21 protein-coding genes are annotated in these 19,969 nt (G+C 60.8%); 13 read left to right on the plus strand and 8 right to left on the minus strand.

Annotated features, from left to right (window positions below):
- Positions 1-63: 63 nt before the first annotated feature.
- Genes DX908_RS08740 through acnA form a run of 3 tightly spaced genes read right to left on the minus strand, consistent with a single transcriptional unit; the run spans position 64 to position 4,270 of the window.
- The gene (locus DX908_RS08740; protein ID WP_158548615.1) at positions 64-771 is read right to left on the minus strand and encodes a DUF1223 domain-containing protein; all 708 of its coding nucleotides are present in this window, start codon (positions 769-771) and stop codon (positions 64-66) included.
- 56 nt (positions 772-827) lie between these two features.
- Positions 828-1,595, minus strand: coding sequence for a prolyl hydroxylase family protein (locus DX908_RS08745; protein WP_116391967.1), 768 nt, complete (start codon positions 1,593-1,595; stop codon positions 828-830).
- Positions 1,595-4,270 (minus strand): aconitate hydratase AcnA, encoded by a 2,676-nt coding sequence (acnA, locus tag DX908_RS08750; RefSeq protein ID WP_116391968.1) that lies wholly within the window; start codon positions 4,268-4,270, stop codon positions 1,595-1,597. The genes DX908_RS08745 and acnA overlap by 1 nt, the downstream gene beginning before the upstream one ends.
- 182 nt (positions 4,271-4,452) lie before the next feature.
- Here acnA and DX908_RS08755 point away from each other — a divergent pair, with 182 nt between their 5' ends.
- Positions 4,453-5,361 carry a DUF4349 domain-containing protein gene (locus DX908_RS08755; RefSeq protein WP_158548617.1) on the plus strand — a complete coding sequence of 303 codons (909 nt, stop codon included), beginning with the start codon at positions 4,453-4,455 and terminating at the stop codon, positions 5,359-5,361.
- Positions 5,362-5,365: 4 nt separating this feature from the next.
- On the opposite strand, the gene DX908_RS08760 is transcribed toward DX908_RS08755, so the two are convergent.
- The 3 genes from DX908_RS08760 to DX908_RS08770 all read right to left on the minus strand — a co-directional run bounded on the left by DX908_RS08760 (position 5,366) and on the right by DX908_RS08770 (position 7,911).
- Positions 5,366-6,241, minus strand: coding sequence for a c-type cytochrome (locus DX908_RS08760; RefSeq protein ID WP_116391970.1), 876 nt, complete (start codon positions 6,239-6,241; stop codon positions 5,366-5,368).
- A gap of 64 nt (positions 6,242-6,305) precedes the next feature.
- On the minus strand, positions 6,306-6,926 hold the full coding sequence (locus DX908_RS08765; protein ID WP_158548619.1) for a class I SAM-dependent DNA methyltransferase: 621 nt from the start codon (positions 6,924-6,926) through the stop codon (positions 6,306-6,308).
- Between the two features lie 16 nt (positions 6,927-6,942).
- The gene (locus DX908_RS08770) at positions 6,943-7,911 is read right to left on the minus strand and encodes a hypothetical protein (protein WP_199564656.1); all 969 of its coding nucleotides are present in this window, start codon (positions 7,909-7,911) and stop codon (positions 6,943-6,945) included.
- Positions 7,912-8,135: 224 nt separating this feature from the next.
- Between DX908_RS08770 and ccmA the strand changes: the two genes are divergently transcribed.
- From ccmA to dapF, 8 genes are all read left to right on the plus strand, one after another.
- Positions 8,136-8,771 (plus strand): heme ABC exporter ATP-binding protein CcmA, encoded by a 636-nt coding sequence (ccmA, locus tag DX908_RS08775; protein ID WP_158548621.1) that lies wholly within the window; start codon positions 8,136-8,138, stop codon positions 8,769-8,771.
- The gene (locus DX908_RS08780) at positions 8,768-9,409 is read left to right on the plus strand and encodes a heme exporter protein CcmB (protein ID WP_116391974.1); all 642 of its coding nucleotides are present in this window, start codon (positions 8,768-8,770) and stop codon (positions 9,407-9,409) included. The genes ccmA and DX908_RS08780 overlap by 4 nt, the downstream gene beginning before the upstream one ends.
- 69 nt (positions 9,410-9,478) lie before the next feature.
- Positions 9,479-9,982 carry an invasion associated locus B family protein gene (locus DX908_RS08785; protein ID WP_233508657.1) on the plus strand — a complete coding sequence of 168 codons (504 nt, stop codon included), beginning with the start codon at positions 9,479-9,481 and terminating at the stop codon, positions 9,980-9,982.
- 97 nt (positions 9,983-10,079) lie between these two features.
- Positions 10,080-10,850: a hypothetical protein gene (locus tag DX908_RS08790; RefSeq protein ID WP_147303762.1), complete on the plus strand. Its 771-nt coding sequence runs from the start codon at positions 10,080-10,082 to the stop codon at positions 10,848-10,850.
- Positions 10,847-11,035 (plus strand): hypothetical protein, encoded by a 189-nt coding sequence (locus DX908_RS08795; protein ID WP_116391976.1) that lies wholly within the window; start codon positions 10,847-10,849, stop codon positions 11,033-11,035. The genes DX908_RS08790 and DX908_RS08795 overlap by 4 nt, the downstream gene beginning before the upstream one ends.
- Before the next feature lie 16 nt (positions 11,036-11,051).
- A complete protein-coding gene (locus DX908_RS08800) occupies positions 11,052-12,536 on the plus strand; it encodes a glycosyltransferase family 2 protein (protein WP_158548622.1) in 1,485 nt (494 codons plus the stop codon).
- On the plus strand, positions 12,533-13,516 hold the full coding sequence (locus DX908_RS08805; RefSeq protein WP_116391978.1) for a hypothetical protein: 984 nt from the start codon (positions 12,533-12,535) through the stop codon (positions 13,514-13,516). Before DX908_RS08800 ends, DX908_RS08805 begins: the two co-directional genes overlap by 4 nt.
- Positions 13,517-13,529: 13 nt before the next feature.
- Entirely contained in the window at positions 13,530-14,393 is an 864-nt protein-coding gene (gene dapF, locus DX908_RS08810) for a diaminopimelate epimerase (protein WP_116391979.1), read from the plus strand.
- Between the two features lie 86 nt (positions 14,394-14,479).
- Here dapF and DX908_RS08815 read toward each other — a convergent pair whose 3' ends face one another.
- The gene (locus DX908_RS08815; RefSeq protein WP_116391980.1) at positions 14,480-14,800 is read right to left on the minus strand and encodes a DMT family transporter; all 321 of its coding nucleotides are present in this window, start codon (positions 14,798-14,800) and stop codon (positions 14,480-14,482) included.
- Between the two features lie 198 nt (positions 14,801-14,998).
- Here DX908_RS08815 and mtaB point away from each other — a divergent pair, with 198 nt between their 5' ends.
- Genes mtaB through DX908_RS08830 form a run of 3 tightly spaced genes read left to right on the plus strand, consistent with a single transcriptional unit; the run spans position 14,999 to position 18,438 of the window.
- Positions 14,999-16,276 carry a tRNA (N(6)-L-threonylcarbamoyladenosine(37)-C(2))-methylthiotransferase MtaB gene (gene mtaB, locus DX908_RS08820; RefSeq protein WP_116391981.1) on the plus strand — a complete coding sequence of 426 codons (1,278 nt, stop codon included), beginning with the start codon at positions 14,999-15,001 and terminating at the stop codon, positions 16,274-16,276.
- The gene (gene ftsY, locus DX908_RS08825; protein WP_199564657.1) at positions 16,269-17,738 is read left to right on the plus strand and encodes a signal recognition particle-docking protein FtsY; all 1,470 of its coding nucleotides are present in this window, start codon (positions 16,269-16,271) and stop codon (positions 17,736-17,738) included. The genes mtaB and ftsY overlap by 8 nt, the downstream gene beginning before the upstream one ends.
- Positions 17,739-17,745: 7 nt before the next feature.
- Positions 17,746-18,438 carry an inner membrane-spanning protein YciB gene (locus DX908_RS08830; RefSeq protein WP_116391983.1) on the plus strand — a complete coding sequence of 231 codons (693 nt, stop codon included), beginning with the start codon at positions 17,746-17,748 and terminating at the stop codon, positions 18,436-18,438.
- Between the two features lie 27 nt (positions 18,439-18,465).
- On the opposite strand, the gene DX908_RS08835 is transcribed toward DX908_RS08830, so the two are convergent.
- Entirely contained in the window at positions 18,466-19,044 is a 579-nt protein-coding gene (locus tag DX908_RS08835; protein ID WP_116391984.1) for an NUDIX hydrolase, read from the minus strand.
- 211 nt (positions 19,045-19,255) lie between these two features.
- Here DX908_RS08835 and DX908_RS08840 point away from each other — a divergent pair, with 211 nt between their 5' ends.
- Positions 19,256-19,912, plus strand: coding sequence for a MarR family winged helix-turn-helix transcriptional regulator (locus DX908_RS08840; protein ID WP_116391985.1), 657 nt, complete (start codon positions 19,256-19,258; stop codon positions 19,910-19,912).
- Positions 19,913-19,969 lie beyond the last annotated feature (57 nt).

Genomic DNA, 19,969 nt, shown 5'->3' on the forward strand with positions numbered 1-19,969 from the left:
CCTTGATCCGGTTCCTCCCGCGACTGCCGCAATGTGCCCGAAGGGTCAACGCCCGGCGCTGTTTCAGGGACAGTAGGCCGCCGCATGAACAGGGCCCGGTCCCGGCGCCTGAATGATAACAGCGCAGCCCATGCCCTCTTCGGGCAAGGCGATCTGATAAGTGACCTCGCCCCGAACCTTGCCGAGGGGGACAAGCTTTCGCACGACGTGTCGGCCGCCAAGCTCGCGGCCGTGGTTCTCGCCGCGCGGCACCTCATTTTCGATATCCCGCACAAAATAGGCGACCCAGCCTTCCGCCGGTTCAGCGGATATGGCTGTCACAGCGAGCCGGTCGCTTTCCACGCGCGTGAAGCTGAGCGAGGCGTCACTTGCGGAGATGTTCCTGACTGCACCGTATACGGCGCTGCGCCTTGCGCCATTAACCTCCGCCGTGCCGCCGATCACCGCCTGGGGCGTATAGACCGCACGCGTGCCGCGGATTTCCGCATTATAGCGGCGCTGGCGTTCGGTGAAGGCCGCGTCCGACCACGGATCCTTCCACACGCCATAGCGGCCATAGACAAGGTCATCCCAGTAATCGACATGCCATTCGAGCGTCACCAGCGAGGGATCGTCGGCCAGTTCGTGAAACAGTGCCTCGGCAGGTGGACAGGATGAGCAGGACTGGGAAGTGAAAAGCTCTGCCAGCACTGGGCGGTCAGAGGGCGCCGCCCCCATCGCGGGAGCGGAGAGGAATGTGGCCAGCAGGCCGAAGGGCACTAAACGCAGCATAGACATTCATTCGCGCATACCCACCGCCGGGTTACAGGGGCGCCTTTAAGGCCGTGCTACGCAAGCTTCACGACGCCCGGACGTGGCGGCCCAACGCGCGGTGAGCCTTGTCCTGCGATCCAACTGACCAGCGCATATTTGGTGCCCATCGTCACCGGGCGCGCCGCATGAGCGTAACGTCCATCGGAAGGAAAGGCGATGAGCATGCCGCGGCGCGGCGGTAGCGAGAGGCCAAAATTGGGAAACTGGATTTCCCCGCCCTGATAGCCTTCATTCAGATAGATCAGCAGACTGACATCCCGGTTTTCAACCCGGTTCCAGCGCCGCGCCTCTGCGTCGAATACATCTGCATCGGCATGAGGCAGGAATTCGCCGCCCACAGGATAGCGAAGGATTTCCGGCTTCTCGAACCATTCGGGCATCACCGCCATAAGCGGCGCGACCGTTTCCATGACCGACTGCCCGACAATGCCGGTGATATCGAGGCTAATATCGGCGGGGTCGATATAGTCCGAACGCCGCACATCGTCGCGATAATCCTTATGCCCGGCACCTTCGCCGACCGTGCTCGACGTACCTTCTTTCTGGGCACACTCCGCAACAATCTGGTCGCAGAGGCCGGCAGGCAGGAAATTCTGGATAATGACGAAACCGGGCGGCACGGCACCGCGCTGATAGGCGATGCCTTCGGGCTGTTCGCCCGCCACCTCTGCCCAGGCCGTCTGAAGCGCCGGCTTCTGGGTCAGGTAACCCGTTTCACTGAAACTGAGGCGGTCCTGCCAGCCGGGAGCAACGCCCGGCTGGCCTGGTCTGTTATCCGACATTACGAGGCGAGCTTGCGCAGCACGTAATGCAGGATGCCGCCATTGCGGTAGTAGTCGAGCTCATCCGCCGTATCGATACGCGCAAGGAGAGTAACGTCCTTTTTATCGCCATTGGCAAATGTGATCGTAGCGGTGAGCTCCTGCTGCGGCTCGAGCGTTTCAACGCCATGCACCGTCACCAGTTCATCGCCTGTGAGGCCGAGCGATGCCCAGCTGTCGCCACCGGTAAATTGCAGCGGCAGCACGCCCATACCGATCAGGTTTGACCGGTGGATCCGCTCGATTGACTGGAAGATGACGGCCTTGACGCCCAGAAGGATTGTCCCCTTCGCTGCCCAGTCACGCGATGAGCCGTTGCCGTAAAGCTCACCGCCAAAGACAACGAGCGGCGCGCCATCGGCTTTGTATTTCATTGCGGCGTCATAGATCGACATCTGCTCACCGGTCGGGACATACTTCGTATACCCGCCTTCGACCCCGTCGAGCATCTGGTTCTTGATGCGGATATTGGCAAAGGTGCCGCGCATCATGACCTCGTGATTGCCCCGACGCGAACCATAGGAGTTGAACTCCCGTGGCGGCACCTGATGGCCTTCGAGATACTTACCAGCCGGGCTGTTCTCGGCAATCGCACCAGCAGGTGAGATATGGTCCGTGGTCACACTGTCACCGAGCAATGCGAGCACACGAGCGCCTTCGATCGGCTGAAGATCGCCGACGGCTGTCGTCATGCCATCGAAATAGGGCGGGTTCGCAACATATGTCGAAGACGGCCAGCTATAGGTCTCGCCACCACCGGCTTCAATCGCCTGCCAGCGGGCATCGCCCTTGAAGACATCCGCATAGCGTTCCTGGAACATCTCGCGGGTCACGCACTGACCAACAATTTCAGCAATCTCGTGGCTGGTCGGCCAGATGTCTTTCAGGAAGACATCACTACCATCTTTATCCTGACCAAGCGGATCGCTGGTCAGATTGACATCCATCGACCCGGCAATGGCGTAGGCAACAACCAGTGGCGGGGAGGCAAGGAAGTTGGCGCGAACATCCTGGTGGATGCGGCCTTCAAAGTTACGGTTGCCCGAGAGGACCGCCGCGACAGCAAGGTCGTTTTGCTGAATGGAGTTCGAAATCGCCTCAGGCAGCGGGCCTGTATTCCCGATACAGACGGTACAGCCATAGCCAGTGAGGTTGAAGCCGAGTGCATCAAGATCATCCTGCAGATTGGCTTTCTCAAGATAGTCGGTGACGACCTGACTACCCGGCGCAAAGGATGTCTTCACCCAGGGCTTGCGGTTCAGGCCCAGCGCCCGCGCTTTGCGTGCAACAAGACCCGCCGCAATGAGGACAGCGGGGTTTGAGGTGTTCGTGCACGATGTAATCGCAGCAACCGCAATGTCACCATGTCCGAGCGTGAAGTCCTCACCCTCAACAGCGAACTGTTTGCCGGCTTCGTCAGCCTTGCCATATTCCTTGTCGAGTGCAGCAGCAAAACCCTGCGGCGCTGCGGTCAGGAGGATCTTGTCCTGCGGGCGTTTCGGCCCGGAAATCACGGGCACCACGGTGGAAAGATCAAGCTCGAGCGTATCGGTGAAGATCGGCTCGACGCTATCGTCACGCCACATGCCCTGCGCCTTGGCATAGGCCTCGACCAGCGCGATGCGGTCCTCTTCCCGGCCAGATGTCCGCAAATAACGGAGTGTTTCATCGTCAATGGGGAAGAAAGCACACGTGGAACCGAATTCCGGTGACATGTTGCCAAGCGTTGCCTGATCCTCAAGCGACAGGTGGCCAACACCCGGACCGAAGAACTCAACGAATTTGCCAACGACACCCTTGTCGCGCAGCATTTTCGTGACCGTCAGCACAAGGTCAGTTGCGGTTGCGCCCTCAGGCAGTTTGCCCGTCAGCTTGAAGCCAATGACATCAGGGATGAGCATGGAGACCGGCTGGCCCAGCATGGCTGCTTCAGCTTCGATCCCGCCGACGCCCCAGCCGAGGATTGAAAGGCCGTTGACCATGGTCGTGTGGCTGTCCGTACCCACACAAGTATCGGGATAGGCAAAGGTTTCGCTGCCAGCCTCAGCCGTCCAGACGGTCTGGCCGAGATATTCAAGGTTCACCTGATGGCAGATGCCGGTGCCCGGCGGCACGACGCGGAAATTGTCAAACGCGCCCTGACCCCATTTGAGGAACTGGTAACGCTCCTTGTTGCGCTCATATTCACGCTCGACGTTTTTCTCGAAGGCATCCTCGGTCCCGAAATAGTCGACCATGACAGAGTGGTCGATCACGAGATCAACGGGGGCCAGCGGATTGATTTTCTCCGGATCCTGACCAAGCGACTTCATCGCGTCCCGCATGGCAGCAAGGTCAACAACAGCTGGAACGCCGGTGAAATCCTGCATCAGCACCCGCGCCGGGCGATAAGCGATCTCGACCGGATTATGGCCATCATTCTTCAGCCAGTCGCCGAAAGCGTCGATCATGCCGGTCGTAACTGTCCGGCCATCTTCAAAGCGCAGCATGTTCTCAAGCAGGTATTTCAGCGAGACCGGCAGGCGCGAGACATCGCCGAGACGGTCCTTGACCTTGTCGAGGCTGTAATAGCTGTAGGTCTTGCCCGCCGCCTCGAGGGTCGTTTTGGTCTTCAAACTGTCGTGTCCGGGTATCATATATGGGCTCCTCTGTCTGGCGGCGTGGCCTTCGCGGCCGCAACATTTCGAGCGTCTTATGAAGCTGCCTTGCGGCGGACGCAATCGCGCCATGACAGCGCCGCGACGGAATGCCCAGATCGACAAAAGAGGCGGAACGGCGGAGATTTACCCGGGACGCGGCAAGGCAGGGAGCACGCGAGATGCGCAAATGGATTTTACTGGCCGGGATCGGCCTTCTGGCAGCCTGTGACGGCGGTGGCCGGGACGAAGCTCGCCTTCAAGCCGAGATGGCGCCGGCCATGGAGATGGCCGAAGCGGATGCCGTCGCTGTTTCCTCCGCACGGATGGCGCCCAAGGCCGATATGGCGACGGGTGGCGCCAATTCCGACGGTGAGCCGGTTGATGCGAGCGTGCCGCGCCAGCTTGCCTATGAATATGACGCCTCGCTTCGCCTGCCGGCCGAGAATGTCGCCGCGATGATCGCCGCGCATGAGGCTCGCTGTAACGAGGCCGGCCCGCGCGTCTGTCAGGTCATCTCGAGCTCCGTCGCCGAGCAGAATGAGAATTATGTCTATGGCAGTCTCGAGATCCGGGCGGCCAAGGATTTCATGGACAATTTCCGCGAAGGGCTGGCCGGTGATGCCGAGGACGCAAAAGGCAGTCTCGTTTCGATGAATTCGCGGGCGGAGGACCTGACCCGCCAGATCACCGACACCGAAGCGCGGCTGAATGCGCAAAAGACCCTGCGCGATCGCCTGCTGCGTCTGCTTGAACGCGAGACCGATGAGGTCGGCGACCTCCTCCAGATCGAGCGGGAGCTTGCGCGTGTACAGAGCGAAATCGAAAGCGCCGAAAGCTGGCTGCGTGTCTTGCGGGCGCGTGTCGCGATGGACAGACTGACGCTGAACTATCAGTCGATTCCCAAAGCCGTGACGCCGCAGACGGCCCAGCCCTTACGCGATGCGTTCACGAACTTTTTCGCAGACCTCGCATGGAGCTTGGCCGCGGTCATCAGCTTTATCGCGCATATGATCCCTTGGTTGATCGTTATTGCGCCGGGCCTGTGGCTCCTGCGCGCCGTGTGGCGGAACTGGCGGAAGAAGCGTTAGCGCTTTACCGCCAGCCAACATTCTCCGGCACCGGTTCGAGATAAAGCGTTGATAGAAAGGTATGGAGGTCTGAGACCTCCGTGTCGGTCAGCGCATAGAACCGGTCGCCGCAGACAAGGCCCATCAGTCCGATGTCGCGCGGGCCGCCGGCGGGCTCGCATTCCCGCATGAGCTTGGTGAAATCCTCAAGCTCATAGCCCGCAACCATGGCAAGGTCAGGTGAATTGCCGAATACCTGATCACCGCGAAGGTCAAAGCCGTGGCATTCATTGCACATGGTCATGGCCAGATATTCGCCGTGGCGCAGAACGGGGTCATCCGCATCCGAATATCTGAGCGGCGGGACCAAGGCGGCTAGATCGGTTGCCGTCGGATCATCCTCATAAATGAGCCGCCAGCGCAATGACCAGCCGAGTTGCCCTTTGGGCAGCTTTTTGTCCGACACCGGAACAGTCCGCAGATACCCGATCAGCGCAGCAAGGTCGTCGTCAGTGAGGTGTAACCAGTTATAAGACGGCATGGAATACATCGCCCGGCCATCCGTCCCGATACCATGCCGGATCGCCGCCTCGAGCGCGGATGCGTCATTCTCCTGCACGACCTTCGCAAGGTTCGGCGCCACGGGGCGTTTCGCCCAGTCCCACATATCGGAGAAATCCCGGCCTTCGAGCTGTTGCCCGTGACAGCCAAAACAGCCGCGCGTGCGGGCGATATGCTTGCCCTTCTCCAACGACGCGGCATCTGTCGGGATCTCCGTGGCGAAGGGCGGAGGCGTCTCGTAATCCCGAAGCCGGGCCTCGGATCGCCAGTAAACGCTCAGCACCAGCAGTGCCGCTGCAGCCGCAAAGCCGCCGAATATCATCAGAATGATACGGATCATGATGTCTCTCCCCGGCAAGGAGATTAGCAGATTAGAACTACGACGTGACTCTCATTTACAGTCGCTATGTCCGGACGGCCGTCAGCAGCGTGCGCCCGGCCGTTTCTTCCCCATGCGGCGTAATCCTGACGTCACTAAATCCTGCTGCGTCGAGACGGGCACGATATTCATCAGGTGAGAGGCTTGCATGATAGACTTGCTCGCTCGCGACGGTGCCGGTGACTTCACCATCCTCCGGGCCGACCGTCAGCAGGAGCGGCGCTCCCGGCACCATCAACGGCGCGAGAGTAGCAAAGAACGCCCGCTGCTCTTCCCGTGAGAGGTGGAAGAATCCGTCCCAGCTGATCACCCCGTCATAGCGGCCGCAGAGGTTGAGATCCCGCATGTCGCCGACGAGCCACTCACCTTCCTTGTACTGTGATTTTGCAAGCTCGATCATCGCAGGCGCATAATCGAGGCCGGTCAGCCGGTAGCCCTGCTCAAGGAACCAGCCGCCTATCGGCGCACCGGACCCGCAACCAAGATCAAGAACATGCCCGCCCCTAGGCAGCTTTGCTGCGAATTCTTCAAGGCAGGGACGCTCATGCAATGAAAGAGGCCGCTGCGCATTCCACGCAGCGGCCTGCCGGTTATAGACAGCTTTCGTTTCGGCCCTGACGGTATCGAGATCGTCTCTAGACGTCACGACTGGGGCCGCTGGATCAGGCAGGATCCGGCGCCGGAGTATCAGGCCCGTCCGAAAGTTTATCCTTGTCCTTGCCGAAGCCGGGGACGAAGTCGCGAGCCTTTTTCGTCAGCTCCCGGAATTTGTCGGAAGCTTTCTCAAGACGCGCTTCCCATTCGGGATCCGGCACCTGGCCTTCGGTCTTCTCGAAAAAGACCTGCATCAGAGAGAACATCGCAATCGGCTCGATGATCGCAGCCTTGAATGACCACGCAAGAATGAAAGCGATGATGAAGGACCAAAAGCCGAGGTCACCGGGGATCAGCGCCATAATGGCAAAGGTCGGTGCCAGCAGGATCACGAAGATGAGGAAAGTCAGCCCCCACATCATCAACGACAGCCAGACGGCATTCTTGATGAAGGATTTGTAGTTCTGACCATAAAGGACCAGCGCCTCACGCGCCGTCGCCCACATATTGTCCGAATTCGTCCGAATGGCATGCGCAAGGATGATCTCATCCACATACGTCAGCGACATACGGATGACCGAGTTCACGAGCTTCATGAGGTTTTCGAGACCAGGGATCGGCAGAACCCATGCGATGCCGCCAAGCAGGCGGGTGATCGCCTTGAGGACGCCTTTCACCAGCTGGTCGACCGCGAACATGATTGACGCTTCCTTGAATTTCGCCTGAACGACATCCTTGGCGTAGGTCACCTGACCTTTGCCTTCCGGGAATGGCTCATTGTCGTAGAGCTTGGTCAGGACAGCGATGTGACCGGCCTTGACGACATAAAGAATGTATTCGCGCAGCCAGTAGAGAACGCCTGACGCGCCGGCAAAACCAAACAGCGCGCCGTAGAAAGCGCCCGCGCCCTCACCATCCCCGAAGGAGGTGACGCCATAGCCGACCGCGCCACCCGTGCCGGTCGCAAAGATATAAAGCAGTGCAATGCCGAAATAGACGACCATGCGCGTCACGATGAACGGCGTCGTCTTGATCATGGCATTGATCGATCGAGATAGACTGAAATCCCATCCCATAATGTATTCTCCCCTCTAGTCAGTTTGCAGCACTAGCGGGATTTCAGCGGATTCTCAAAGTCCTGATGGTAGATGCTGGAGGTTGCAGCCCGTCTTTGCCGCAGCGCAACCGGTGCACGCTGCATATAGTTCACGCTGCCCGACTGCTTGACCCCCCACCCCTACCCGCCGCAAAGGCAGCGGTCATGGAGATGGACCACCACACGCTATCGCTGACCATTGAGGGCCTTGCTGCCGAGCGGGGTGGACGCGTCGTGGTCGCGGGGCTCGCGTTCTCGCTGTCGCCCGGTGAGGCGCTGACGCTGCGCGGCGCGAACGGGACAGGCAAGACATCGATCTTACGCGCTGTGGCCGGGTTTTCAGACCCTGCTGAGGGCACAGTCCGCTTTGATCTGTCCGGTGAAGAGGCCGACGCGAGCGAGACGCGAGCAACCGCGATCCACTGGCTCGGCGGTGATGATGCGCTGGCTGACAAACTCACCTTAAAGGAAAGTCTGTCCTTCTGGTCGTCCCTGCTGGGTGGCGGCGCAACGGATGAGTTGCCCGCGCGGCTGGGGCTTTCAGGTTTGGAAGACACGCCGCTTGGCAAGATGTCGACGGGCCAACGGCGGCGCGCCGGGATCGGCCGGCTTCTTTGCGCGCCTCGTCCGCTCTGGCTGCTTGATGAGCCAATGAGTGGGCTGGATGATCAGGGCAGGGAGCTTTTGCTGTCGATCATTGCCGAGCACCGCGCAACGGGCGGCATCCTTTTAATGGCAAGTCACGACGAAGGCATTCCGGGCTGCCCGGTCCTGCGCCTCTCCCCGGCGGTGGCGGCATGAGCGCGGCGTCGGCAGCTTTTTTACGCGAATGGCGGTTGAAGGCGCGCGGCGGCGGCTGGGCGGCGGCGGTCGGACTTTTCGCCGTGGCGGGTGGTCTCGCTCCCCTCGCGCTGGGACGCGATCCAGAATTTCTTGCCGCGGCGGGCCCCGCAATATTGTGGCTCTCGGCGATCCTCTCTCTCCTCATCGGGCTTGACGGTCTTTATGAGGAGGATTTCCGCACCGGCGGGCTTGCCATTTATCGGCTCTCGCCACTGCCCTTTCCGCTCGTCATGCTGATCAAGACGGCAGCCGCTTGGTGCGCAACCTGCCTGCCCCTCGTCCTGATTGCCCCGGTCCTTCTGATCGCCTTTGGCGCGGAAGATCCGGTCTCGGGCACACTTGGCTTTTTGCTCGGCACGCCGGGGCTAGCCTTACTGGCCGCTGCGCTCGGGGCGCTTTGCGCCGGTATGCGGCGCGGCACGGCGCTCATCGTCTTTCTCGCGCTGCCGCTGCTCACCCCGGCGCTTGTCTTCGGACCGGCCAGTGCGGGCGCATCACCGTTGGTCCCCCTTCTCATCCTCGGTGCGTTCAGCCTTCAGGCGCTCGCCCTTTCGCCTTTTATTGCATCCGCCGCCCTGAAGGCGCAGATGGCATGATTGTCAGGTGGGGAGCCTTTTATCCTTCCCGCGCCTTTGCCATAATGACAGACGTCAAAAGGAGCCGACATGACACTCACCCTGACTGTTCTCGCCGCACTCGTCAGCACCACGACGAATTCCGCCATGATGCAGGAGCCCGAGGCTGTTGCGAATTACCGCGACTGGACCGTCTACAAGGCCGAAGTCGGTGGCGATACAGTGTGTTATGCCGTGACCGAGCCGACCGATCGCGACCCGGCAGGCGTTGATCACGGCGAAGTCTATTTCGCTGTTTCAACATGGAAAAGCGGCAAGGCTGCCGAGCAACCGAGCCTGATGGCCGGTTATGACCTGCGCGAGCGGCCCAAGCCGCTGGTCCGCATCGGCTCGAACCGCTGGGACATGTTCACTGCTGGCGATGAAGCCTTCATCGAAACCGATGGCGATGAAAGCCGTCTGGTGGGTGCGATGAAGCGCGGCTCGGACATGCGGATTTCGGCGATGTCCGAGCGCGGCACCAATACCGAATATTCCTTCTCGCTCTACGGCATCACCAACGCGCTTGAACGCGCCGCACGCGAGTGCCGCTGACGCTGACGCGCGCAAGTTGAAAAACTCGCGCGCACCTTGCTGTCCCCGCCCGCTGTGAGCATGATCCTTTAGGTTTAGGGATCGCGGGGCATCGCGCATGGGTGGAATATTGGAGAAGGCTGCGCTGGCAGCCAGCCTTCCTGTAGTGTTTTTTGCTGACCATGCCGCAGCCTCGCCATGGGGCCAGCCCGATCAGGACAGCTTCCGCAGCATCAAGACCGATTACTATCGCAGCGGCGAGGATGACCGTCAGTTCGAGCAGATGGTCCTCGAGACCTATGCGGAGCAGGGGTTTTTCGACCGCTGGTCACTGGGCGGCAAGCTCGGCTCGACCTGGCAGCGGGTCGAATTCGGCGGCATGACCGATATCCGCACCGGCTTGTCGGATGCGGAAATCTTCATCCAGCGGCAAATGTATGGCACCGAAACTCAGGCTGCCGCGATCCAGCTCCTCTATGGTTTTGAGACGACGACGCGCTCGGCACTTTTCGCTGAAGAGATCGACGGGCGCTCCGCCGCCATCGAGCTCTCAGGCTTGTGGGGCGCTGGGAACGAGGCCGCCTTCATATCGACCCGAGGCGGCTATCGCGCGAGCCTTGGTGATGACGCTGACCAGCTCAAACTCGATGTCACCTTCGGGCTTCATACCGATGAGACGAGCATGTTCCTCCTCGACATCTACTCAGCCTTTGCCGCAGGCGATGCCGAGCCCGGCGGCGCAGAGTTTGACCTCGTCACTGTTGCGCCCTCGCTGGTCATGCGGGCCTCTCCCCATGTGAGGATCCAGTTTGGCGCCCGGCGTGACGTGGTAGCTGATGGACTTGATGCAGGGACGGGGGGCTTTATTGCGTTGTGGGTAGAGCCATGATGAAGCGGCTCTGCATCTATACCCTTGTCCTGATCGGGATCGGCGCGCTCGGAGAGGCGGGAAGCAGCGCTTTTGCAGCCCTTCCGGCAGAGTTTACGGCGGCGGCCCTGCCCTGGCGGATTCTCCTTATGATTGCCCTTCCGGTCGTCGGCATCTATGGCCGACGTAGAGATGGCCGAAGATAAGCAGTTATCAGCCCTGATGGCGTTCCGAAACGAACTGCTTTCCCACGAAGGCAGCGTCTCGATGTTCCGCGCGCAGCATCAGGATCTCTTGACCCGCGGCGCATGTGAAGCCCTCGCCGAAGCCTCGCCAGAGCTCTCCGCCAAACGCCGGTTTTCGAGGCCTCAGCTCATAACTTTATGGAGTATCGGCGTCCTGATCCTCATTGCCGCGCTCTTCTCCTTTCGCGGCGTGCTGGTCGGGCTGAACGCGGCCTTCATTCTTTACGGGCTGGCCCTCTGCCTCTTCCGACTATCGCTGGTCGCCAATATCATCCGCGAGGCACGGCCCCGGCGGATCCGCAATACCGAGCCCCTGAGCGATGACGCCCTACCGTTGATCACGATCCTCTGTCCTCTTTACAAGGAGGAAGAGAGCCTACCCAATCTGCTCGGCGCGCTCGACCGGCTCGATTACCCGCGCGAGAAGCTCGATATCAAGATCGTTCTCGAAGCCGATGACGAGTTCACCCGCAAGGCCGCGGCCAAAGCCTGCAAGCCCGGCAAATATGACGTGGTCATCGTTCCGGAAGGGCAGCCCAAGACCAAGCCAAAGGCGTGCAACTACGCCCTCTGGAGCGCGCGCGGTGAATACATCGTCATTTATGATGCAGAAGACCGTCCGGCCCGGGATCAATTACGCCGCGCCGCCGAAGCCTTTGCCGTCCTGCCGCCGACAGTTGCCTGCCTTCAGGCACGGCTCAATTACTATAACCGTGAGGCCAGCTGGCTGACGCGCATCTTTGCCGCCGAATATGCCTATATCTTCGATATCCTGCTGCCCGGCCTGACATCGCTCGGCGCACCGCTGCCACTCGGCGGCACCTCCAACATCTTCCGCACAGAGGCCCTGCTTGCGATTGGCGGCTGGGATCCGCACAATGTCACCGAAGACGCCGATATCGGCATGCGGCTGGCCGCCAAGGGCTACACCAGCCGGATGCTGGATACGACGACGCTGGAAGAAGCAACCAACGGCCTTGGGGCCTGGTTCCGTCAACGGACGAGATGGATCAAGGGCTATATGCAAAGCTGGGCCGTACATTCGCGATATCTGCCGAAGAGCCCGGCCCATGCACTCACCCTGCATCTGGTCATTGGCGGCGTGATCGTCGCCTCACTGTTCAACCCGATCTTCTGGGTGCTGTATATTGTCTGGCTGAGCGGGATTGTCGATCTCGACTGGCTGTTCCCCGCTCCCCTTGGCGCGCTTGCGACCATCGGTTTTCTTGCCGGCAATCTGATCCTTCTCTGGCTCTATATGCTCGCGCCGATGCGGCGGCGCTGGCACGATCTTGTCCCCTACGCCCTGACCTCGCCCGCCTATTGGGTGCTGCAGATGGCCGCCGGATATCGCGCGGCATGGCAGTTCATCACGAGCCCACATTACTGGGAGAAGACCGAGCACGGCGCCGGGCTCGCCCATGAAGAGATCGCCGAGCGCGACCTTGAGGCGAGCACATGAGCCTGACCACTATGCAGCAGCGCAGTTTCTGGCAATGGCCGGAGACCCAAGGCTTCGCCATTGTCCTTGCCATGGCGGGCGCCTTGGCGCTGACCGGGTTTGAGGACTGGACCGCCCATGTCTTTCATGGCCGCCTGACCCTGCTTGAAGGCGAGACGGGCTTTGCGCCCGGCATGGATCTGACCTTGTGGTTCGGACGGTTGCTCGCAAGCCTGCCGGGCACATCGGAGGCCGCAGGCCTATCGATTGCCACCGCCATGGCCGTGCCGATCATTGGTCTGACAAGTTTCCTGACAGCACCCAAGCGCCCCGGGCGGCTGATGCGCGCGCTGCTTCTATGCACCCACCCCCTGACGCTTGCCCTTGTTCTTGGCGGCGCCGGATGGGCCGTGATCGGATTATATGTGTTGTGGCGGGCCCTCGCAGCATTACCTCGGCGCAGGCCGCATCAGGGCATGGCGGGATCGGGCCTCGCCATTGCCTTTGCGTGGCTGGCCGTCCCCGGCTTCAGCGCCTTCCTGCTGCCGCTCGGCGCGACCCTGTGGCTCTGCGCCCCGCGGCATATGCAAAAGCGTTTCATGCTCTCTTATTATCTTGCGCTGTTTGCGCCCGTGGCGATGCTGGCCGGCGCCAATGCCTATGCCGCATGGGCCTTCGGGCTTGAATGGGTGGAGACCCCGCTGACCGCGCCGATGACCTCCGGCCTGCCGGTCGCGATCCTCTTCTCTCTTTGCGCGACGATCCTGAGTGGACCCGGCCTGATGCGGATCACCTCGATGTCAGGCACCGCAACGCGCCTTGCCGCCCTCGTCGCCAGCGCCTTTGCCGCAACCGCCACAGGCGCCGATCCGCTGGCCGCCGCCGCGATGGCCGCCACCGCGCAATATGCCCTTGCCGCCCGGCGGGGCGAGCCCAGCATGCTCAGCGTCCTGTCCTTTGCAGGCGGCGCGGCAGTCGTGATAGGCCTCGGCGCGCTTTAGGATCACCGCCCCCATGTCCGACCTTCCGCCCGCCCTTGCCGGTCTTGATGGCTGCCCGTTCTGGCAGATGGACGGCGCGGGCAATGATTTTGTCATTGTCGATTTGCGCCGGGGCGGCGAGCTGACACGTGAAGCCGCGCAATATCTCGGCGACCGCGAAGGCCCGTTCGGCTGTGACCAGATCATAGGCCTTGTCCGCGACAAAACCGGCGGCACAACGATGATCATCTATAATACCGATGGCAGCTTTGCGGGTGCCTGCGGGAATGCCTCGCGCTGTGTCGGCTGGCTCCTGATGGAGGAGACAGGCGAGAACGAGCTGACTTTTGGCTCACCGTCAGGTCCGCTTCATGCCACCCGCGCAGGCGAGGCCCAGATTACGGTTGATATGGGTGAACCAAAGCTCGGCTGGGAAGATATTCCGCTGGCGGAAGAGATGAATGATACCCGCTATATCGACATCAAGCTCGGCCCCATCGACAAGCCGGTCCTGTGGGGGCCGTCCGCCGTCAGCATGGGCAATCCGCATTGCGTCTTTTTCGTGGAAGACGTGGACACCCAGGCGCTCGACCGCTTCGGGCCGATGATCGAGCATCACCCGCTCTATCCTGAAGGCGCCAATGTCTCGGTCGCCCAAGCCGTGGATCGGGAGACCCTCCGCGTGCGCACATGGGAGCGCGGCGTGGGTCTCACCCAAGCCTGCGGGACCGCCGCCTGCGCCGCCCTCGTCTCTGCCGTGCGGCGGCGCCTGACCGACCGTAAAGCCACTGTTCACATGCCGGGCGGCGCGCTGATCATCGAATGGGATGAGGCGACGAACCACGTCTTCAAGACCGGGCCGATCAGGCTGTCCCGGCAGGGGGTTTTCGGCGATTAGCGCGTGCAGACGGTCTCGTGATCGGACCATATCCACAAGGATTAGGTGCAGTGCAATTCAGTTATCTGGGAACCTCTCCAAAGCTGTCAGGCCGGGGAAGAAATTCTCATCATGATTAGGCCCGCCATGATTAGCATTGCGGCTATGATTCGTAACATTGTGAATGCTTCGCCCAGAATAGCGATACCCACCAGAAAAGTCCCGATGGTGCCTATACCTGTCCAGATTGGATAAGCTGTCCCTAGAGGCAATGTCTTCATAGACAAAGAAAGTAGGCCGAAACTTCCGATCATAGCGACAAGCATCACAGCAGTAGGCACGACGCGCGTAAAACCACTCGACTGCTTCATGCTATAAGCCCACAGGATTTCGAGAATTCCGGCAAGAATGAGATAGACCCAAGCCATTTGGCCCTCCGAAAAAGAGCCAGGCCGTCCTGGTCATGCGTACCCTGTTGGGAGAGGTCGTCCTCTCCTTCACTATTTAGAAGGTGAGACAATCAGCACAAGAGCGCTTTACTTTTTCACCCGCGAAGTCGCTTCGCCATATCGCCGCTAATTGCGCCCCTTGCCGCAGCGAAGCCGGACCGTCACATAGGCCGTTCCATGACCCAGACCCCGCATATCGTCAGCCTCGGCTGCCGCCTCAATACCTATGAGGCCGAACGCATGGCGCGGCTGGCCCGTGAGGCAACGCCTGAAGGGGAGCTTGTCGTCATCAACACCTGCGCGGTGACCGGCGAGGCCGTGCGCCAGAGCCGTCAGGCGATCCGGAAGGCACGCCGCCAGCATCCCGATGCCCGCATCCTTGTTTCGGGGTGCGCGGTGCAGACGGACCCGGACGGCTTTGCCGAGATGCCCGAGATTTCCGCCCTGATTGGCAATGGCGAGAAGCTCGCGCCCGAAGCCTATGCCGCGCCCGGCGAGGTCGCCGATGTCTTTGCCCGCGAACACCTGCCCAAAGGCCCTGCGCCCATGGCGACCGTCGAGGCGCGTGCACATCTGGAAGTCCAGAATGGCTGCGATCACCGCTGCACCTTCTGCATCATCCCGTTTGGCCGGGGCAAAGCGCGCTCGAAACGGCCCGAGGACTGTGCCGCCGAAGCGCTGGAGCTGGCGCAAGCGGGCGCGCGGGAGATTGTCCTGACCGGGGTCGATCTCACCTCTTACGGGCCCGACCTTGGCGAGGGCATGACGCTGGCCGATCCCATCGAGGCATTGCTGGACGCATTGCCGCAAGAGATCGGCATCCGGCTTTCTTCTATCGATGGCGCAGAGATCGATGACAGGCTTTTCCGTCTGGTCACGGAGGAGGCGCGCATTGCGCCCCACCTGCATCTGTCATTGCAGGCCGGGGACAATATGATCCTGAAGCGGATGAAACGGCGGCATTCCCGCGAAGACGCCATTGCGCTCTGCCAGCGGCTGAAAGCCGCGCGGCCCGAAATTGCCTTTGGCGCGGATCTGATCGCTGGCTTTCCGACCGAAACCGAAGAGATGTTCGAGAACTCGCTACGCCTTGTTGAGGAATGCGGGCTTGCCTTTGTGCATGTCTTCCCTTTTTCGCCGAGGGTCGGCACGCCGGCGGCAAAAATGCCCCAGCTTTCCCGCGACGAGGTCAAGTCTCGCGCCGCGCGTTTGCGCGACTGCGCCGACCTTGCCTTGCGCGATCATCTGGGCCGCCATCTGGGCGAGACGCGGTCCGTCCTTGTCGAGATGAACCGGCACGGACAGGCGATTGGCAAGCTGAACGATTTCACCGACATCGTACTCGATATCCCTCTGCCCAAGGGCGCGCGCGAAGAGGTGCGTATCAGCGGGCATGACGGACGGCGCCTGACGGGCGAGATGATCACCGATGAACTGGAGGCCGCCTGTGGCTGAGAAAAAAGGTCTGTTCGGACGGCTCTTTGGCCGCAAGCCGAAAGCCGATGCCGAAGAACCCGCCGAAGAGGTCGTTGCGGAAGACGCGCCGGCGGCGGTTGAGGAAGAGCCCTCTTCTGACGTGAACGCGGAGGATTTCGCGCCGCGAACGGAAGAAGAGGAGATGGAAGACCTCGATGCGGCACACAGCACCATCGAGAAAGGCGAAGAGCCAGTCGTCCTTGTCCCTGAAAGTGAGCCCGGTCCAGAACCTGTCGCCGAGACGCCTGCGGATGATCATGATGACATCTCGCACGCTATGGCGCCGGAAGTCGCCGACGAAGACGATCTTCACGCCGTAGAAGAAGAGGCCGAACGCGAGGCCGAAGCCGAGATATATAACGAAGAGCTGACCGAAGGGGAAGAGCCGGAACCTGAGGATGACCCTGCGCCTCTTCGCAGTGAGCATGACGTGCCCGCCGCTCTCGCGCCCGAAATCGCCGATGAGGACCAGCAGGTCGCAGACACCCCCGCAGAGCCGGCACCCGAAAAGCCCAAAAAACGCGGCGGCCTTTTTGCGCGCCTCCGCGAGGGTCTCGCCAAGACTTCCGCCAAACTGTCCGGCGGAATCGGCGACATCTTCACCAAGCGCAAGCTCGATGACGAAACGCTCGAGGAACTCGAAGACCTTCTGATCACGGCGGATCTCGGCCTGCCGGCAGCAACGCGGATCATCACGACCCTGTCAAAGACCAAATATGATCAGGAGATCAGTGACGAAGAGGTCCGCGCGATCCTCGCCGAAGAAGTCGCCTCGACCTTAAAGAACCTCGAAGCGCCGCTGGAGGTGAACCCCGCGCACCGGCCGCATGTCATCCTGATGACCGGGGTCAATGGCGCAGGCAAGACAACGACCATCGGCAAGCTCGCCAGGAAATTCTCCGATGAGGGACAGTCGGTCCTCCTCGCTGCGGGCGATACGTTCCGTGCAGCCGCGATCGAGCAGCTCACCGTCTGGGGCGAGCGCGTCGGCGTGCCGGTCGTTGCCAAGGAGCAGGGCGCGGATGCGGCAGGCCTTGCCTTTGATGCAATCAAGCGCGCGCAGGAAGAAGACATCGATGTCGTCCTGATCGACACGGCCGGGCGACTGCAGAACCGCAAGGAGCTGATGGAGGAGCTGGGCAAGATCGTCCGGGTCATTAAAAAGCTCGTGCCCGATGCGCCGCATGACACCGTGCTCGTGCTCGATGCGACAGTCGGCCAGAACGCGCTGAGCCAGGCGGAGAATTTCCTTCAGACTGCGGCGGTTTCGGGTCTGATCATGACCAAGCTCGACGGCACGGCGCGCGGCGGTGTGCTGGTCGCGCTGGGCGATAAATTCGCCCTGCCCATCCATTACATTGGTGTTGGCGAAGCGGTAGAAGACCTTCAGGCCTTTGACGCCGAGGAATTTGCAAAAGCCCTGACGGCTCGGGGGGAGTGACCATCAGATGACAGACGTAACCAGCACCGCCCCAGCGAAAGCAAAACTCGATGGCCGCGAGAAATTCGCTGTCGAAATGGGCCCGATCGCCGTCTTCCTGATCGGCTTTTTCCTGCACAGCCGGTTGGGGCCGGTGGCCGACCGCATCGTCGGCACTGAGTTTTTCGGCATGGAAGGTCACGAGCTTTATTTGGCGCTGGCCATGATGCTGCCCGTGCTGATCATCGCGCTCGGCTATTCACTGATCAAGACACGGCGGATCGCGCCGATGCTGCTGGTTTCCAGTATGATCATGATCGTCCTCGGTGCGCTGACCTTCATTTTCCAGTCCAAGACTTTCTTCTATATCAAGCCGACAATCATCTATGGCTTCTTCGCCGCGCTATTGGCGGGCGGACTGCTCTCGGGCCGGACTTTTCTTAAATCCGCCTTTGATGGGGCTTTTGATATGCCGGAGGCCGCATGGCGTACGCTGAGCTGGCGCTTCATCGGCTTTCTTGTTGTCGCCGCTGTGATGAACGAGATCTTCTGGCGCACCCTGACGTCTGGTTGTGTGCCCGATGCCTTCTGTGACGGCGAAGGCACATGGGTGAAGATCAAATCATTCGGCTATCCGATTGCGTCCTTTGCCTTCATCGCCGCCAACATGCCCTTCATTATGAAGCACACCGCTGCAGAGGAAGAAGGCGACAAGGCGTAGGCCCAGCCTGCCTTTCGCAACAGATCCCTAGAGCCCGTCGGCGGGATTACTCCGTACGGCAAAGTCCGCCTGTCCTTCGACCGCACGCCAGTCTCTGAGCGCCCAGGACACGGAGGGAAAGGCGAGGTCCGGCCAGGGAATATCCTCGAACGACACCAGCATCAGGTCTTCGCTTTCCGGACCCGCCGCAATGGTATCCGGGTTGGTCAACCGGGCACGGTACATCAGCTGGACCTGGCTGATGCGAGGCAGCGAATAGACCGCGAGCAGACGGTCAATCTCGAGCTTCGCTCCCGCCTCTTCCCGCGCTTCGCGGCGAGCACCCGCTTCGGCACTTTCATTCGTCTCCAGATAGCCCGCAGGCAGTGTCCACCAGCTTTTTCTGGGTTCGATCGCCCGCTGACAGAGTAGAATCCGGCCGGAATCGTCCGTGGCCACGCTACCCACCACAATGCGTGGATTTCGGTAGTCGATGAAGCTGCACCGGGTGCAGACGGACCTTTCCCGATCGTCTCCAGAAGGGATCTCGAGACGAAATGACGGGGACAAATCTTCCTTATGGGCCAAAAATTGCCTCCAAAGGTGCTCCGAATCGTGAGAATCCATCGTTTCGGCAGCAAAAAGTCTTGCATCCGTACCCGAACCTCATCATTTTGCAAGCGTTCTTTAACTGAACCGTGCCATCTATCCTGCGTTCAATGCGCCATGACACGGCACAAAGAACTTCTGGGGGCGGCCAATCCGCTCTCGTTATGTCAAACCCGAAGGCGGACCATTTAAATAACCCCGCCCAGAAAGAGACCAAAGAGCGATCCCGATGGCGAAATTCGACCTCAAACAATCCCCCGGCCACCTTCTGCGCCGTGCTCAGCAATATGCTGATGATCTGTACAAAAGCGGTGTTGGCGCCGGTGGCCCGACTCCGCGTCAGTTTGCCGTGCTTCACACGGTGGCCCAGGACGAAGGCCTGAGCCAAACCGATCTCGTCCGCCGCACCGGTATCGACCGGTCGACACTGGCTGACATGATCGCCCGTCTGACGAAAAAAGGCCTCCTGGCTCGTCAGCGTACCAAAGACGATGCCCGCGCAAACGCAGTCAAACTGACCGCAGCTGGCAAGAAAATGCTCAGCGCTGCTGAAGGCAAAGTGATGTCGGCTGAAGATAAAGCCCTCAACATGCTGCCGAAAACGCAACAGGGCGCTTTCATGAAGGCTCTGCAGTCCTACGCTGAAGCTCTCGACAAGATCGAAGCTGAAGCTATGGCGCCGCGCCGCGCTCCGGCTAAGAAAAAAGCTCCGGCCAAGAAGAAGAAAGCTCCGGCTAAGAAGAAGAAGGCTCCGGCCAAGAAAAAAGCTCCGGCTAAAAAGAAAGCCGCTCCGGCCAAGAAGAAAGCTGCTCCTGCGAAGAAGAAAGCTGCTCCGGCCAAGCGTAAGGCTCCGGCCAAGCGTAAGACGGCTGCCAAGAAGCGCTAAGCTTCCCGCACTGATGGCCGGACACCCTCCGGCCATTAAGGCAGAAATCAGAAACGC

Source organism: Parvularcula marina (genome assembly GCF_003399445.1).
Classification (GTDB): Bacteria; Pseudomonadota; Alphaproteobacteria; order Caulobacterales; family Parvularculaceae; genus Parvularcula; species Parvularcula marina.

Excerpts from the sequence above, each read along its gene's own strand:
- DX908_RS08740 (WP_158548615.1), bottom strand. The coding sequence starts at position 771 with ATGCTGCGTTTAGTGCCCTTCGGCCTGCTGGCCACATTCCTCTCCGCT.
- DX908_RS08745 (WP_116391967.1), bottom strand. The coding sequence starts at position 1,595 with ATGTCGGATAACAGACCAGGCCAGCCGGGCGTTGCTCCCGGCTGGCAG.
- acnA (WP_116391968.1), bottom strand. The coding sequence starts at position 4,270 with ATGATACCCGGACACGACAGTTTGAAGACCAAAACGACCCTCGAGGCG.
- DX908_RS08755 (WP_158548617.1), top strand. The coding sequence starts at position 4,453 with ATGCGCAAATGGATTTTACTGGCCGGGATCGGCCTTCTGGCAGCCTGT.
- DX908_RS08760 (WP_116391970.1), bottom strand. The coding sequence starts at position 6,241 with ATGATCCGTATCATTCTGATGATATTCGGCGGCTTTGCGGCTGCAGCG.
- DX908_RS08770 (WP_199564656.1), bottom strand. The coding sequence starts at position 7,911 with ATGATCAAGACGACGCCGTTCATCGTGACGCGCATGGTCGTCTATTTC.
- ccmA (WP_158548621.1), top strand. The coding sequence starts at position 8,136 with ATGGAGATGGACCACCACACGCTATCGCTGACCATTGAGGGCCTTGCT.
- DX908_RS08780 (WP_116391974.1), top strand. The coding sequence starts at position 8,768 with ATGAGCGCGGCGTCGGCAGCTTTTTTACGCGAATGGCGGTTGAAGGCG.
- DX908_RS08785 (WP_233508657.1), top strand. The coding sequence starts at position 9,479 with ATGACACTCACCCTGACTGTTCTCGCCGCACTCGTCAGCACCACGACG.
- DX908_RS08790 (WP_147303762.1), top strand. The coding sequence starts at position 10,080 with ATGGGTGGAATATTGGAGAAGGCTGCGCTGGCAGCCAGCCTTCCTGTA.
- DX908_RS08795 (WP_116391976.1), top strand. The coding sequence starts at position 10,847 with ATGATGAAGCGGCTCTGCATCTATACCCTTGTCCTGATCGGGATCGGC.
- DX908_RS08800 (WP_158548622.1), top strand. The coding sequence starts at position 11,052 with ATGGCGTTCCGAAACGAACTGCTTTCCCACGAAGGCAGCGTCTCGATG.
- DX908_RS08805 (WP_116391978.1), top strand. The coding sequence starts at position 12,533 with ATGAGCCTGACCACTATGCAGCAGCGCAGTTTCTGGCAATGGCCGGAG.
- dapF (WP_116391979.1), top strand. The coding sequence starts at position 13,530 with ATGTCCGACCTTCCGCCCGCCCTTGCCGGTCTTGATGGCTGCCCGTTC.
- DX908_RS08815 (WP_116391980.1), bottom strand. The coding sequence starts at position 14,800 with ATGGCTTGGGTCTATCTCATTCTTGCCGGAATTCTCGAAATCCTGTGG.
- mtaB (WP_116391981.1), top strand. The coding sequence starts at position 14,999 with ATGACCCAGACCCCGCATATCGTCAGCCTCGGCTGCCGCCTCAATACC.
- DX908_RS08830 (WP_116391983.1), top strand. The coding sequence starts at position 17,746 with ATGACAGACGTAACCAGCACCGCCCCAGCGAAAGCAAAACTCGATGGC.
- DX908_RS08835 (WP_116391984.1), bottom strand. The coding sequence starts at position 19,044 with ATGGATTCTCACGATTCGGAGCACCTTTGGAGGCAATTTTTGGCCCAT.
- DX908_RS08840 (WP_116391985.1), top strand. The coding sequence starts at position 19,256 with ATGGCGAAATTCGACCTCAAACAATCCCCCGGCCACCTTCTGCGCCGT.